The sequence below is a fragment of the Ruegeria sp. YTSC106 genome, from assembly GCF_059609765.1.
The window spans coordinates 13,879-29,473 of record NZ_JBXWMI010000020.1; the positions used below are offsets into that span (position 1 = coordinate 13,879).

The following is a 15,595-nucleotide window of genomic DNA, read 5'->3' on the forward strand; positions in this document are numbered from 1 at the left end:
ATCACCTGCCCGGCAGGGTAAATCCCTGCTCCAGAAATACAGCCGTGACAGCATCCGTCTTCAGGTGTTCAAGGAAAGCGTGTGCTCCTTCTTTTGCATTGAGGGTCAGTGCCGCAGGGTAAATTATCGGTGGATGCAGGTCGGCGCGGAAAGTCGCAACGACCTGGACCCTTTCCTCCACCTTGGCATCTGATTGGTACACGATCCCCAATGGCGCGGCCCCTGCTGCCACCAGAGCCAGCGCAGCGCGAACATTGTCGGCCTGCGCCACCTGATTCCGCACAGCTTCCCATTGGTTCAGACTCTGCAAAGCCGCTTTGCCATAAATCCCGGCAGGCACCGCATCAACCAGTGCCATGGCCAGATAGCCATCTTTCAATTCCGCCCTGAGGTCATAGCCCGGTTGGATTTCGCCCATTTCGACACGATCATCAGACCCGATCAGAACCAGACCGTTGCCCAGCAAATCCACTCGAGCATCTGTCCGAATTAGACCATCCTGCTCCAACACATCCATCCAATCCGTGTTGGCCGAGACAAACATATCCGCAGGTGCGCCCTGCTGAATCTGCCGCGCCAGAACCGACGACGCCGCATAAGAAACAGTAACTCTCTGGCCGGTCTGGTTTTCATACCCCACCACAATTTCATCCAAAGCGGTCTTGAGGCTGGCCGCTGCAAAAACCAGAATGCCTTCGGCACCGGCCCGGATTGGGGCCAGCGCCAATATGCCAAAGACCAGTGCCACCATCCAAAATCGGCGGCCGAAGGATAGGGTCATGTATTCTCCCGACCGGATCGTTTCAGTTTCTCCGGGAATATCGGACGCCACAGGTGGCGCGCAAGCGCCTTTGGCCATTTACACATGGTGGGTCGAAAGCTCAGCGCAAAATTTGCTGTCGATCTGCCTGGAATTGGGTTGCACACTCCTTGGCCTGAGGGGGGTCCTGAGTACACGTATGTTCAGTCGACCGCTCATACGATGCAACGTTGGTCGGCTGCTGATCAAGGAATACAAGAAAATCTTCCAGACCCTCTTGCGCCCGCCCGCAGGCTTGGCTAAATGCAGCGTCACGGGTGATTAGCTCAGTTGGTAGAGCGCTTCGTTTACACCGAAGATGTCGGGAGTTCGAGTCTCTCATCACCCACCATCCTTTCCCCACAATGTATCAAGGTCTTACGCGACTAGCACCTTTTGCTGTGCTGCGCATGAAACTGTGTCCGCTGCGCCTCCGCTGCACTTAAACGGAAAAGATGTCTCCAACACAGGAGATATGAGCTATGGCAACAATCGTAAAACGGCCTAGCGGGAAGTGGCAAGCGACTGTGCGGAAGGACGGACAATCCCGATCTAAGTCTTTTCATAAGCGTGCTGATGCGACGAAGTGGGCTCGTGAAACGGAGTTGAACGCCGACAGGGGATTGCTAACCCCAACCCTCAGTATGGGCGTATCCGAGATGACACTTGGTGAAGTGCTGCGAAAGTACCGAGATGACGTCACGAGCGAGAAACGGTGCGCTGACAATGAGAGTTATGCAATCAACGGGTTCCTGCGTAAATGCTACAAATTAGCCAGTAGGAAGGTCGGCAAGCTGCGATCCGCTGACTTTGTCCACTATCGTGACCAGCGCATTAACTCCATGAAGGCGGCAACTGTGGTGAGGGAACTGGGTTGGTTGCAGCACGCCCTTGATGTCGCCTGTGAGGATTGGGGGCAGAACCTGCCACAAGGAAACCCGGTCAAGCCTGTCCGAAGGCCAAAGATTGATAACCGTCGCGAGAGGCGATTGCAGGAAGGAGAATGGCAGGCTTTGTTGGGTGCCGTGAACCAAGCTCGGTCTCCATTGATGAAGCCGTTGCTGACGCTGGCTTTGTCGACCGGAATGCGACGCGGAGAATTGCTTTCGATACGATGGAAGCATGTAGACCTTGAGCGTCGGACAGTGTTCTTGCCCCGAACCAAAAACGGTCATGCCCGTACAGTGCCTCTCAGCCCGTGTGCCGTTGCCGTATTGACGGACCTGCCACGCGGTGACGACCGTTGTTTGCCCCTGTCTGGTAACTCTGTGCGATTAGCCTTTGAACGCCTCAGGCAACGGGCAGGCGTGGTTGACCTTACATTTCATGATATACGACACGAGGCAGTATCCCGCTTTGTGGAAAGTGGGTTATCGCTGGCGCAGGTCCAAATGATCAGTGGGCACCGAGATTTGCGAATGTTGATGCGTTATACCCACCTACAGACCGATGACATCGTGGCAAAGCTGGCTGCCGTCGAATTTGCTTAGATCGACCTGATACGGTGCAGGGTGGTCATACTTTACCCAGAGCGGCAGCAGGGACCACCCTCACCTTTTTCCACCGACAACAGGTGTCCCTTGTGCATTTTGGCTGTTCAGTGGTTGGCCTTAAATCCCTCAAGCATTGAGCAATGGCCTTAACCCTTCCTCTTATGAACACACAGGTTTTAACCCTCCGTCTCTTGAGCTAACGAACGACACCCCTCGCTCAATTGAGCAAAACCCCTCCGTCAGTTGAGCATACAGGTTTCGCTTGGTCAGCCTTGATCGGGTTGCATTGATGGCTTGGGCTTCCTTCACTCCAATGCGAGCGGAGTAAGTACCCTCTAACTACATGTAAATAAAATAAAAAACGTACTGACCTGTAAGCAAGGTTACTGAAAAGAAGACTCTTGATCCCTCTAATTTAGCCATTGCGTGTTCACCGGGATTTTCTCCCAGTCGCCCCAACGGGGCAATTCCATTTGCTTGGCATCCACCAGAGCGCATTCCCCAAACTGGTCCAATGGACCGAACACAGGAGGCTTATATGCCCCATATCACTATCGTCGACAAACCCTGTGGTTATGGCAAATCCACAGAAATCAACCGCAGCTTCCAAAAGTCGGAGAAGTATGTCGCCGTTGTCCCTTACCTAAGTGAAGTGGAACGGTTCATCAAAGGTGCCCGAACAGCTTCCGACTTCATCCTCACACAGCCTATTTGCAATGGCAGCAACAAAAGTGATCACTGCGAGAAGTTGATCCGAGCGGGTAAGTCAATCGCTTGTACTCATGCACTTTTCTACCGGCTTGGAACATTGGCAACCCAAGACACAGGGATTGCTAGTTGTACTGAGTTCGATAGCAACGGCAAACCGACCATCGAAGTCGATCACCTACTTGATGGGTACAACATGATCATCGACGAAGTCGTAAACCCCTTCGAGGTGGAACAGACAGTCCGAAAGGTTGACTTTGATGCAGCTTACCTCGGCCTTGGCATGGCAAAAGAGGAGCCTGACGGACGTATTGTTCCAACGGAAAGGTGGGATGAGCTATACCGTATAGGGGACAAGACATTTGACCGATCACTCTATGAAAAAGCCAAGTCGGGCGCACTGTATCGCATAAGCGAGAAGCTGTTCATCATCGCCATTCCCAAAGAACTCTTGCTCAAGCCCAAATCCGTGACGATTTACACGTACCTTTCGGAAGGATCGGTGCTGCTGCAATATTTGCAAAAACTGCAGAAAGACCACCCCGGCTCCTTTACTTTAGACGTGCAGCGTCTGGACAAGAAAGTCGAGGCGGCATGGCGAGAAGATGTTGCTAACGCGCTGACGGTATTACCCATACCGGAATTAGCTAACCAAAAGTGGACACATTGCGCCCAGCTAAACACGATCAAAACGCACCGACAGTGTTCATCGGTTGGTCACAAGCTACGCAAGTTCAAGGAAAGAGAGCTGTATGGTGTAGACCCCAAAACGATCATGCTAACTTGTGCACGTGGCCTATGGCATGACACTGCGACCGGACAAAAGCCAAAGGCAGGAAGGCTAGCAACGCACACACGGATGTTTGGTCGCGCCTTAAAGAAAGAAGTGTACAACAAGGACACAGAGGTCTTTGATGCGGTGTGGACCACAGACGGTGTGAGCTTCGTACCCAACACCACACGTGGGACCAATGACCATATAGGGTGCACAACTGCGGTGTACCTATATGACCAAAACCCCAACCCACAACTGCTCACTTTCCTCGGCATGAAACGCGACAGCAATGTGGCTCGAAGATTCTCTGACGCCTATGCGTTGACCGAACTGGTGCAGTGGCTGTTCCGGTCCGCAATACGTGTCGGTGGTCTAAACGGTACGGGACGTGCCTACACGCCAAGGCATCGGGTGACGCTCTACATGCCATCTCAGAGAATGCGAAACCTACTGCTGAACTGGCTGCTATCGGGTGAGGTCAATAGTGGACAGGTTTGTGCCAACGGGCAGAGGCAGAAAGAGCTGCTTGCCCGATTGGAGGATCGTCACGTGGCGGTAGCTGCATAATGCCGTTTGACATAGCTGGGGAACAGGCGTTCCTAACTCGTGAAGAGGCCGCCCTGAGCGGCCTTTCTCGTTTCTGGACGGGTCGTCCGTGTAGGTATGGGCACATGGCCGAGCGCTACGTCAGCAATCGCCAATGCGTGCAGTGTAACGCCGGGAAAACGGTGGAGCGGGATCGGAAATGTCGGGCAGCCGATCCTTCTTACCGTATGTTCAGGTCGGTACTAAACCGGTCGGGACAAGCGCTGACGGGGCGAGCACGCCCATCTCTAGCGGTCGGTTGCTCTAAGGACAAACTAAAGCGGCACATTGAAGCCCGGTTCTCAGACGGCATGACATGGGATCGGTATGGTCAATGGGAGGTAGATCACATTATCCCCCTCTCGGCAGCTCGGTCTCCGGAACACCTCATCGAACTTTGCCACTATAGCAACCTGCAACCTCTTTGGAAGCGGGACAACCTAGCAAAGGGCGGGGCATAAGCCTCGCCCGTGCGGGATGTAATCTGTCTTCTTTCAGTAAGCTCCTAAAAATCTAACGCGAATAGAACCCATCACGAAGTTCTTGCCTTAGGCGCAGACGCTCCGGGTACTCTTTCAGGAATAGTTCGGGTGGTTTGCCCTCCCAAACTTGCGCATAAACTCGCATCTTGTTACCGCCGTAAATCTTCGCAAGGTCCTCATTGGAATAACCTCTTGTCCAAAGGTCATCGGTAATCGCAGCAAGGATTTTGGCAAGTTCACCGTTACCGGTAGCCCCTATGTTGAACGCGTCGATCATGTATCCGCCATCATCGTACATGCTCGCGTTTTCAGTTGCGAATTGCACGACAAGCTCAGTCGAGAACATGTCATCCGTTGCGATCCCAACATGGTCGACCCCTACAAGTTGGACATAGTAGTCGATCATATCAGCAGCCTGTTTGGGTGAAACATCCTCAGGCCAAACGCCGTCCATCATCCATTCGGTGAAAGTCGGAGAAATGTAGCCGCCCGATTTGGCCGCGCGCAACGCTTCGTCGTCCGGAATGGCACGATAGCATCCGCGTGGCGTGGCATTAGGTTCGGTCGCGTAAAGTCCAGCTGGAACAGAGTGCGTATAGACATATGGTACGCCGGGATAGTTCTCGTCCATATAATCCATTGCGTCATTGGCCGTTTTTGAACCCGTGTGGCTTAGGTCTAGCAGGATGCCGAACCGCACCAATTCATCGATGACCGACTGCCCCCAAGGCGTCAGACCAATGTCGCGCCCGTTATAGGCCGCCAACTGCCCCGATCCGGTTCGGAAAATGTCATTGTAAGCCAGGATCATACTTTTGATCCCCATATCCTTTAGCAATGCCATTTTCTTAAGATCGCCATTCAGGATTGTGGCGGTTTGGCTGTTCCAGATGACGGCTGTCTTGCCTTGGATATGGGCGGCTTCGATATCTCGGGTTTCATTGACGATCAGGTAGTTTTCCGGTTGCTGCGCCATGGCCGAGCGAAAGTGGTAGTGCTGCTCTAGCAGGGTTTCAAACGACATATCCGCAGCAGCCAGCGTCATCTCGTGTCCCGTAATGCCGTTGTCCCGCGCCCGCGCGAAGTAGGTATGAAGCTGGTCGTAGTCGGTCCAACCAGTGCCGTAGGGGCTGGCCAACATGCCGAGGACGATTGTGTCTTGCACGAATTGCTTCGCCTTTTCTGACGCATCCCAAGTCTTGCTTTCCTCGCTGGCGTGTAGTGCGCCACCAAAATTGATCGCTATAGCGCATGCGGCCAACAGGGTCTTCATGACAGAACCTCCCTAACTGTTTTGATCTTTGCTGACACTTTCGATCCACCTCAGAAAACGATCCGGGTTCTTAGGCCGAACAGCGTAATGCTATCCTGAGCGGGATTCAGCAGCGGGTCGGAAATGAACTGCAGTGATGGCGTGATCTGCAGTCCGGGCGAGATTGAGAACCGATAGAATGCTTCGAGCGTGAACTGGTCACCGTCTATGCCTCTTGCCTCAGCCCAGTTCAGGCCCAGCCCGGCCAAATCGGTATTGCGACCATAGTAACCCAGTCCGGCAGAGACGGACCGGTCATAAAGCGCAGCGGTCCCCTTTGAGGCCCCGGCCCGAAAGAATGGCATCCACTTATTATCAACAAACCATGCGGCAGAGAACGCAGCGCCGTAATCTTCCGCTCGACTGCCATCGTCAGCCGCATCCGCATGCCAGAGAGTCAAATGGACATTGTCCAAGTAGATGCGATCAAAGCCGGAGGTGTAACCAAGTTCAAGTGATTTGAAGAGATTGCCGTCGCTAAACACATCAAAGTTTGGATCAGACGAGTCGGCGTTTGCGTCTGAGACGCTGGCTACGGCGTAAAGGTTCTCGCTCAACTTTAAGCCACCGGCAATACCAAGGCCTGGATTAGGCGCGTTAAGTGTAGGGTTGGTGTTGAAAGACAGGTTTTGGAAACCGCTGTAGGGGCTTACCAACCCATAGATATCCACAAAGTCTGTTACATCAATCTGCCCAACTTGCAGCGTCCACGAGCCGTTCTCGGCCCTTTGGGTCCAGAACAGGTTGGTCAGCAGTAAACCATTATCGTTGAAGGCCGTCCCTGTGATCGAAAGGGCTCCGCCATCCAGCCCAAGAAACTGTGGGGCAACATCGGTGTAACTGTGCCGGTCTTCGATCTTGAATGTCAGAGACCCCCGTTCAGTCGCCTGCCAACTGCCGTAGAAACGCGCAATTCCGCTGGCCGCCTCACCGGTTCCCAGATCAGCATTCGTAGTTTGACCCAATGCCAAGTAATCAATGTTGAACCGAAATCCACCCTCAGCCAGTCGGTCTTTCCACTGAAACCAACCCGGTGCGATGTTGCGCGGAAAATCGGAACGATTTTGTGGGTCGGTCAGTCCATCACCGGGCTCTAGATCAGCTTCAACCGAAGAAGGCCCGGACAGACCTTGAGCCGACGCTGCGCCGGCAAAGGCAATACTAAGTGCGACAACTAGAAGTCTTATCATTCAGACGCCTTTGCCCCGCCGGTCTTGCGATTGCCCGCCGCTCGGATACGATCAGCGGCACGCTGCTTCCATTCCAGCCTGTCTGCTTCAGTCTCCAGAGTTTCGACACGTTCCGTATCTAGCTGGAAAGTCGCATTCATAGGCATAAGGCCGTCCACAACCATCATATTATGAACAGAAGGATCGATAGTCAGCTTACCGGTCAGCCGAACGGGTTCGTGGAAATAGCTGGGCGTCCAGTCCCCATTCAACCGCACACGGATCATTTGATTGGGCAGAGGTGGAGGCATGTGGCTACACATACCTCGTTCTGGCACTAGATACGCCACAGGTCGCCCGTCTGGATCGCTTGGACCTGGAATGGCAAAGCCCACGATTGTGATTGGTTGACCATCGAGGCGAGGATTTCCGTTTGTTCCTGCCTTTCTTCGCCGTTCCTTCACAGCCTCTCGCTGATCGAGCAGCCAGTCGACATCCACGCCAACTCCCGCCAAGGCGTCCTCGGTCTCGGTCAGAAGCTCCTGCCATTTCTGTCTTTCATCTGCGCTACCAGCGTCCTGCTGCAGCCTGCCGCGCATCCGCACAACGAAGAGGACGTCGTCGAACTGTTCGGGGCTTAGATCGCGATAGGGGTCTTCAAAGACCTGCGAGGATGGGTCCGGCAGGTCTGCCCAGTCCAACGCGGCTTCAGGCGTCGCCATGGCTGTCTGTCCACACCAAACCAACCCTACGAATACTACTGAGCGAAGCCAATGTTGCATAAATACTCTCCGGCTATTTAGACAGATCAATCCAGTGTGTTTTTGTAGATGACGCCGTCCTTCATGATCAGTCGGATCGTATCTGGGCTTTCAGGCCTCGGGTCGGCACCGAACCACTGATCGCCCGTGCCAACAACTGAGAAGTCTTCAAGTGGGTTACCATCGATTAGCAGGATATCCGCATAGGCTCCTTCCTCGATAACGCCCAGTTTTCCAGCGGTATACGGGTTCATAAAGTCACCTGACAAAGCGACGACCTCGCCACCCATTGATGTCAGTGTCACCATGGACGTATAGGGGCCGAAAAAATCATTGTTTAAGTGTTTTTCGTAGGCAATCTGGATATTGCACGCCTCTACAGAACCAACACAGTCTGTCTGGAAACCCCGCTTCACCGGGCATTCTTTCATATTGTCGATATAGCCTGCAAATGTGGCCGAGGCAGACTTTGCCTTGGCAAGGCTCGCCGGAACATTCGCCACAGCTGGAATGTCGAGAAGGCCGGGGTCAAATGCCGTTAGGTTTGTTGTTATGTACGCACCCTTCTCGTTCATGACTTCGGCAATTTCGCAGTCAAAAGAAAAACCATGTTCGATCGACATCACACCCGCATCGAGTGCACTCAGGATTGCTTCCTTGCGATAGGAATGCGCCATGACATAGCTGCCGTATTCATTCGCGACCTGGACGGCGGCTCTGATTTCTTCGGGCGACCCGGCCAGCAATTGCCAAGGGTCGAATGCCGACACGACACCACCGGATTGCATGAATTTCAATTGCGTCGCACCCATACGAAAGTTGTTACGTGCGAATTTATAGACGTCATCAACACCACTGACCTCCTGAGCCATGTTCAGTCGACCCATGTTTGTTTCTGAACCGGGTGGTGCTGTGAAATTCGCGAAGTCAGCGTGACCACCGCGTGTTCCGATAAACGCCCCAGATGGATAGTAACGAGGGCCCTCGATTTGCCCCGAGTCTATCGCCCTACGTAGTCCGCCATTAGCACCACCGGCATCCCGGACAGTGGTGAAACCCTGCATCAAATACATCTCGGCCATCCGCGCACCGTGTATGGCAAAGTCCTCCCAGGTCGTGTTGGCTTCCATCGCAGGCAAGGTCGGCCCCATCAGCATGAGATGCGCGTGCAGTTCAATAAAGCCGGGGGTCAGTGTCCGCCCTTCTCCGTCAATAACCGTAGCATTGGGGGCATCAATCACTTCAGTTGATACGGCCTTAATCAGGTTGCCCTCGACCAATACGCTGGCATTCTCGATACGCTGTTCATTTACTCCATCGAAGATGTGCACGTTGGTAAACAACGTTTGGGGGTCTTCTTGATCCTGAGCCTGCGCGGACGCTGAAAAAGAAAGACCTGCAGCGACAATTACCGTCGAGCAAAGCGACATTCGTAGACCAGACATAAGCACTCCCTTCATATTCATGTTTTGCCAACTGTAGTCCGGAAATCTTTTCCTCGGTTGCCACTTTTGAATTGGCATGTTCGAATGTGTTCGTAAAAATGGCCACTGAATAAAACTACTATTCATCACATGGGTGACGAGCTTGCCTTTCAACTCCACCTCTCAAGAGCATAGCGAGGGCTTTATTCGCCTCTCCTTAGCCGCTCCGTTTCTGCAATATCTCACCGAACGCAAGATCAATCCGCAACCAGCATTGGACCAAGTCGGATTGAAAGCCGAACTGTTGTCTGACCCATCCGTGTTCGTTCACTCAGAGCTGGTCTACGGTTTGGTGAACGCCTTCTCAGAAGTATCAGGGGATCGATACCTTGGACTGAATGTAGGTGCGGCGTTTGACCTACAAGGATGGCCACCCTTCGCTCAAGCCTTGCAATCTACAAAAACGCTATTCGAGTTTTTTACCCGCTTTGTTGAGCTCGTACCGCAGGAGTCCAATTCTGTGCGGCACAGCCTTGTCATTGAAGCAGACAAAGCAACTTATCGTATCGAGAGGCAACAGGAACCAACTGTCCCACCCATTCAGGTGACCGGTTTTGGTGCCGCAATCTACGTACGCCTATTGCAGACCGTCGTCGGCGATTCCTGGGACTCTTCGCGTGTGCGATGGGAAAGCAGATACATCAATGGTCTGCCTATCGACTACAAAGGGATCGAGGTTGGCCTTGGAACCGATCCCGGAATGCAAATCAGTTTTCCTGTGGAATGGTTGTTTTTGCACCATGTCTCTGAGGGCTCTGCCAAGCCGATAGCCTCACCGCGACAAGATGAAGAAGTAACCGTGGTGGCAGCTTTGCGATCTGTCTTACGCGACAAACTGGATGAGACCGATTTGAGACCAAAGGTGGTGGCTGGATTGCTGGGAATACAGCCGGAACGGTTTCTTAAAGCGCTTCAGCAACAAGGCACAACGCTACCCCGTGAAATCAAACGGCTGCGTGTCGATGTCGCCAAAGAGCACCTCAAAGAAGACCAGATGACAATTGCGGAGATTGGTCTGATGCTCGGCTATTCTGACAAGTCCCATTTCACTCGCTTTTTCCGAGGTCAAACCGGAATGACACCGACCAAGTTCCGCCTCGGTGTATAGTTACGTTGCGAATACTTGGGCTGCTTTTCCACTACATAACAAGTGCGGGCCGACAAGAATTTGCAACACACTTTTTGGAGCCCCTATCTAAGGATCACAGAGGGACAAATGCCCCCATAGCCCCTGCGGCGGTGCATGCAGCGCTGCGCCACCGCTGCACCAACTCTTTGTTTCAGTTCGATCAACGACAGACCTGATCTCAGAAAGCTGTCAAATGATCTTGATACGTCCAGAAGATCGTGCAACCTTCAAGCCACTGACAACACTAGACATCTCTTCAAGATAGTGCTGGTTGCGGCAGTGGAAAACAGCACCTTGTTGCACGTGCGGATTAGGATAGAGCGCTTCGTTTACACCGAAGATGTCGGGAGTTCGAGTCTCTCATCACCCACCATTCTCCCGTCAAAGCATCAGCATTCAAACAATATCGAAATGCCGAGGCGCAGTTGCAACCGATTGCAAGTCGAGATCGATGATGCATAATGCACCAGCAATGCCACACCTATCTGTTTCCCTGCCCCACTACTATCGGAGTTCCCCGGCGTGAGTGTAACTCTGAAAGACGTGGCCGCTTTGGCCGGCGTTTCACGATCCGCCGTGTCGCGCACCTTTACCGAAGGTGCCTCGGTTTCTGCAAAAACGCGCAGCAAGGTTGAAAAGGCGGCCCGTGAGCTGGGCTATAGTCCCAATGCCCTGGCGTCGTCTCTGACGACCGGGCGCACCAAACTGATCGGATTGATTTCGAACAACTTTCACAACCCGATTTTCCTGGAAGTCTTCGATCAGTTTACACGCGCCTTGCAGGAACGCGGCCTGCGCCCGCTTATCGTGAACCTGACGGACGAAACCGAACCTGCCAACTCTGTCCGAATGCTGCGCCAATACTCGGTTGATGCAGCTATCGTGGCATCCTCGACGTTACCGCCCAGTTTTGCAAAGGCCTTTCATGATGCGGGTGTACCAGTGGTGCACACGTTCGGCCGGTCTGCCACCTCGCCCGAAGTCCATGTGGTCGGGATCGACAATGTGGAATGCGGACGCATGGCTGCGCGCGAGCTGGTCGCGCGGGGCTATGCCAGTGTGGGCTATCTGGGCGGGCCGCAGGATGCGACCTCGTCCCTGGACCGGCAACGGGGCTTCATTGAAGAAATGGCCGGCCATCCGCAGATTCCGGTCAGCCACTCCTTCGCCGGGGCTTATTCCTTCGAAGCGGGGCGGGCCGAGATGCTGCGCCTGCTGGCCGGTGATCCGGCGCAGGCCTATTTCTGCGGCGATGACATCCTGTCGATCGGGGCGCTGTCAGCGCTGGCCGATCACGGGCTGAAACCGGGCACCGATATCGGAATCATCGGCCTGAACGACATGGAGATGTCGCGCTGGGAATATATCAACCTGACCACCATCCATCAGCCGATCAAGCAGATCATCACTTCGTCCGTGGATCTGGTCGTCGAGATGTTGAAAGAGCCTCAGCGTTATCCCGAAGCCCGAATTTTCCCGTGCCGGGTGATTGAGCGGGGCACTCTACGGCCCCGCGTCTGATCAACGAAACATTGGCGGGCGGGCATCATGCCAAGCGCCATCTGCTTTGCCCGAAGCAACAGCCGCGTGAACGGCGGCGATCGATCGCACACCATCAGCAGCATCGGGCAGCCCATCCCGGCTTTCACCGCGGATTGCATCCGCCAGATCGCAATAGATATTGGCGACGGCCAGCGGGAACCCCTCGGGGTGCGCGATGGCGACACGTGACAGGCGCTGAGCTTCGCCATGCAGACCGCCCTCGCCCTTTTCTATGATCTGTGTACGCCCACCGACGGGTGTATAGATCAATTGGTTGGGCTGCTCAGACGCCCAGCGCAGCCCGCCGGTTTCGCCAAAGACCTGTATGTCAAAGCCATGCTGGCGCCCGATCGCCACAGAGGATGTCCAAAGACGCCCGACTGTGCCGCCTTCCATACGAAAGTTGATCATTGCATCGTCTTCCAGTTCCCGGCTTGCGATCGTTGAGGCCATATCGGCCGAAAGCGTCTTCACCTCATCATCGCAGATAAAACTGGCCATATGCAGTGCGTGAATACCGCAATCGGCAAACTGCCCGGAAACGCCTGCCATCGCAGGGTCATAGCGCCACCGCACACGCGGATTGTCGGCATCGGTGGCATCCCCGTGGTGGCCATGGCTGAAATTGGTCACCACAAGACGCACCTGTCCGATTTCGCCCGCGCGCACCATCGCGCGGGCCTGACGTACCATGGGATAGGCGGAATAGCAGTAGTTCACCGCGCAGATCTTTCCCGATGCTTCGGCAACGCGGACTATTTCCTCACCCTCTTCCACGGTCATGGTCATCGGCTTTTCACACAGGACATTGAAGCCTGCTTCAAGATACGCCTTGGCAATCTCGAAATGGGTCGAGTTGGGTGTGGCGATGGTCACCAGGTCAACCCGGTCTTCACGGTCTTTCTCGCCTGCCAGCATCTCTTGCCAGTCTCCATAGGCGCGATCGGCGGCAACACCCAATCGCTGCGCGTATTCCCGGCCGGTTTCGGGCCGGTGATCCAGCGCGCCAGCGGCAAATTCAAACAGCCCGTCAGCCTGTGCCCCCAAGCGGTGCGCGGGACCAATCTGGCTGCCTTCACCACCACCGATCATGCCCCATCTCAACTTAAACATGGTCATTGTCTCTCATTAAAGCTTTTAGGTTGAGCGATCAGAAATCGCAGATGTCTTTCCACTGCCGCTGATCTGACGACGCCAACGCGGCAGCAAGCACGCGGTTGACCTCATGCCCGTCGCGAAAAGAGGGCCAAGTGGCTTTTCCGGTATGGATGGCCTGCAGAAAATCTTTGGCCTCGATAATGATCTGGTCCTGATAGCCCGTTCCGTGGCCCGGACCCTGGCAGAAAGGCTCGTAATCCGGATGCGCCGGGCCAGTCAGGATCTTGGCAAACCCGCGCGTGGCTTCGGGCCCTTCCCGCTTATACAGCCACAGCGCGTTCTGGTCTTCCTGATCGAACCGGATAGCGCCCTTTGTTCCAGATATTTCATAAGCATAGCCCATTTTCCGCCCCGTCGCGACGCGGCTGAAATACAGGTTGCCCATAACCCCGTTTTCGAACCGGCACATCATCTGGGCGTGGTCGTCGTTTGTCACCTCACCACCAGGTCGGGTTTTGTGAACCGTTTCAACATCCGCCATCACCTGTGCGATGGGTCCAACCAGTGCCAACGCACCGTTGACCATGTGCGGTGCCAGATCTCCGATAGTGCCATTGGCCATGCCCGTCGTGCGCCAGGTCGCCGGAGCTCGCGGGTCGGCATAGAAATCTTCGGTGTGCTCCCCCCGGAACCAAGTGACATCCCCAATCTCTCCGTCGGCGATCAGCTGGCGGGCGAATTGGCTTGCGGGCGTGCGAATATAGTTGAACCCCACCATGTTGACCGCACCCGAAGCCTCGGCAGCAGCAGCCATAGCCTGACTGTCCGCAAGCGACGCGCCCAATGGCTTTTCACACAGAACCGGTTTGCCCAGTGCAAAAGCCGCTTCGGCAATCTGACGATGCGTGGATTGAGGCGAGGCGATGACGATTGCCTCGACCTGTGGGTCCTCAACCAATACACGCCAATCGTGAGTCGCGCGTTTGTACCCGTAGGCTGTCCTGTATCGGTCAGCGCTATCGGGGCTGGACGAACAAATGACCTCCAGTCGGGGTCTCAATGCCGTGTTGAACACTGCACCGACCGCAGACATGGCTACGGAATGGGCCTTGCCCATATAGCCGCCGCCGACGATTCCAATTCCGATTTCAGGCATCTGCAACGGCTCCGAACATATCATTTGCAACCGGTTGCAAAATCAGTATCGTGTGAATCGATTCAACGCAAGGTCCAAACTTTGCCGACCCCACTCTGCCGGAGGACAAAACTTGAGCGCTTTGATGGATGGTATCAAAGGAAACCGCTTCGCCGTTCTGGGTCGCGCAGGTATGGACCTGTACGCCGACCCGATCGGCGTCAGAAGCGAGGATGCCGACACGTTTCATGCCGACCTTGGGGGGTCTTCCGCGAATATTTGTGCCGGGTTGGTCAAGTTGGGCAGTGAGGCGTCGCTGATCACGTCCGTCTCGGATGATGCGATCGGACGGTTCTGTCTGAACCGGTTGCGGCATTACGGTGTGGACACATCCTATATCCGCGTTCTGGGCGGCGAATACCGCATGTCTCTGGCCGTGTACGAAAGCCGGATCGAGAACTTTCAGAATGTGATCTATCGTAATGGGGCCGTTGATTTCCAAGTCACCGAAGAGGATATGGACAGGGTCGATTATTCATCATTCTCGGCGATCATCTCGGCTGGGACGGTCTTTGCGTCCGAACCGTCGCGCAGCGCTACATTCCGGGCCTTTGAGAACGCCCGGAACGCAGGCCTGCCGATCATCTTCGATATCGATTACCGCCCCTACAGCTGGCCCTCACCCGAGGTGGCTGCCGAAGTTCTGTCGCGGGCTGGTGACGCCAGCGACCTGATCGTCGGCAACGACGAAGAGTTCGGGTTCATGGCCGGCGGCATCGAAAAGGGTTTTGCCAAGGCCCGGGAACTTGCTGAAAAACCCGGTCGGATCATCATCTACAAGATGGGTGAAAAAGGCGCTGTCACCTTGGTGGACGGGCAAGAACTTCGAACCGGTATTTACCCGGTCACTGCTGTCAAACCCAACGGGGCTGGCGACAGTTTCATGGCGGGTCTGTTGGCTTCGATCGCCGCAGGGCACGATCTGAAAGACGCCGTCATGCGCGGTTCGGCCTGCGCGTCGATCGTAGTGTCGCATCCCGGTTGCGCGCCCGCCATGCCGACGACCCCGGAACTGGACGCGTTCCTCGCTTCTCATCCCGGCCCGGCCACATAGGAGAACTCC

12 protein-coding genes and 1 tRNA gene are annotated in these 15,595 nt (G+C 54.8%); 6 read left to right on the forward strand and 7 right to left on the reverse strand.

The annotated features are described in order from the left end of the window. Position 1 precedes the first annotated feature (1 nt). Positions 2-781: a molybdate ABC transporter substrate-binding protein gene (modA, locus tag AC2FEB_RS20480; RefSeq protein ID WP_496676359.1), complete on the reverse strand. Its 780-nt coding sequence runs from the start codon at positions 779-781 to the stop codon at positions 2-4. 294 nt (positions 782-1,075) lie between these two features. On the opposite strand from modA, the gene AC2FEB_RS20485 reads away from it, so the two are divergent. The 3 genes from AC2FEB_RS20485 to AC2FEB_RS20495 all read left to right on the forward strand — a co-directional run bounded on the left by AC2FEB_RS20485 (position 1,076) and on the right by AC2FEB_RS20495 (position 4,342). Further along, positions 1,076-1,151 (forward strand) — tRNA-Val (locus AC2FEB_RS20485). A gap of 307 nt (positions 1,152-1,458) precedes the next feature. Beyond that, positions 1,459-2,289: a tyrosine-type recombinase/integrase gene (locus tag AC2FEB_RS20490; protein ID WP_496676357.1), complete on the forward strand. Its 831-nt coding sequence runs from the start codon at positions 1,459-1,461 to the stop codon at positions 2,287-2,289. A gap of 541 nt (positions 2,290-2,830) precedes the next feature. Continuing rightward, positions 2,831-4,342, forward strand: a complete 1,512-nt coding sequence (locus AC2FEB_RS20495) for a YonV C-terminus-related protein (RefSeq protein ID WP_496676354.1) — start codon at positions 2,831-2,833, stop codon at positions 4,340-4,342. A gap of 531 nt (positions 4,343-4,873) precedes the next feature. On the opposite strand, the gene AC2FEB_RS20500 is transcribed toward AC2FEB_RS20495, so the two are convergent. The 4 genes from AC2FEB_RS20500 to AC2FEB_RS20515 all read right to left on the reverse strand — a co-directional run bounded on the left by AC2FEB_RS20500 (position 4,874) and on the right by AC2FEB_RS20515 (position 9,682). Continuing rightward, complete coding sequence (locus AC2FEB_RS20500; RefSeq protein WP_496884338.1) at positions 4,874-6,115, reverse strand: membrane dipeptidase; 1,242 nt, start codon at positions 6,113-6,115, stop codon at positions 4,874-4,876. A gap of 50 nt (positions 6,116-6,165) precedes the next feature. After that, the gene (locus tag AC2FEB_RS20505; protein ID WP_496884339.1) at positions 6,166-7,344 is read right to left on the reverse strand and encodes a carbohydrate porin; all 1,179 of its coding nucleotides are present in this window, start codon (positions 7,342-7,344) and stop codon (positions 6,166-6,168) included. After that, positions 7,341-8,045 carry a DUF3299 domain-containing protein gene (locus AC2FEB_RS20510; RefSeq protein ID WP_496676346.1) on the reverse strand — a complete coding sequence of 235 codons (705 nt, stop codon included), beginning with the start codon at positions 8,043-8,045 and terminating at the stop codon, positions 7,341-7,343. The genes AC2FEB_RS20505 and AC2FEB_RS20510 overlap by 4 nt, the downstream gene beginning before the upstream one ends. An 86-nt stretch (positions 8,046-8,131) precedes the next feature. After that, on the reverse strand, positions 8,132-9,682 hold the full coding sequence (locus AC2FEB_RS20515; RefSeq protein ID WP_496676344.1) for an amidohydrolase family protein: 1,551 nt from the start codon (positions 9,680-9,682) through the stop codon (positions 8,132-8,134). Between AC2FEB_RS20515 and AC2FEB_RS20520 the strand changes: the two genes are divergently transcribed. Beyond that, positions 9,672-10,676 carry an AraC family transcriptional regulator gene (locus tag AC2FEB_RS20520; RefSeq protein ID WP_496676341.1) on the forward strand — a complete coding sequence of 335 codons (1,005 nt, stop codon included), beginning with the start codon at positions 9,672-9,674 and terminating at the stop codon, positions 10,674-10,676. The two genes, AC2FEB_RS20515 and AC2FEB_RS20520, sit on opposite strands and share 11 nt — an antisense overlap. A gap of 543 nt (positions 10,677-11,219) precedes the next feature. Continuing rightward, the gene (locus tag AC2FEB_RS20525) at positions 11,220-12,218 is read left to right on the forward strand and encodes a LacI family DNA-binding transcriptional regulator (RefSeq protein ID WP_299639828.1); all 999 of its coding nucleotides are present in this window, start codon (positions 11,220-11,222) and stop codon (positions 12,216-12,218) included. On the opposite strand, the gene AC2FEB_RS20530 is transcribed toward AC2FEB_RS20525, so the two are convergent. Together AC2FEB_RS20530 and AC2FEB_RS20535 are read right to left on the reverse strand one after the other, a co-directional pair. Further along, entirely contained in the window at positions 12,219-13,352 is a 1,134-nt protein-coding gene (locus tag AC2FEB_RS20530) for a Gfo/Idh/MocA family protein (RefSeq protein WP_496676391.1), read from the reverse strand. A gap of 37 nt (positions 13,353-13,389) precedes the next feature. Continuing rightward, entirely contained in the window at positions 13,390-14,493 is a 1,104-nt protein-coding gene (locus AC2FEB_RS20535) for a Gfo/Idh/MocA family protein (RefSeq protein WP_496676338.1), read from the reverse strand. Between the two features lie 124 nt (positions 14,494-14,617). Here AC2FEB_RS20535 and iolC point away from each other — a divergent pair, with 124 nt between their 5' ends. Then, on the forward strand, positions 14,618-15,586 hold the full coding sequence (gene iolC, locus AC2FEB_RS20540) for a 5-dehydro-2-deoxygluconokinase (protein ID WP_299901430.1): 969 nt from the start codon (positions 14,618-14,620) through the stop codon (positions 15,584-15,586). The last annotated feature ends 9 nt before the right edge of the window (positions 15,587-15,595 follow it).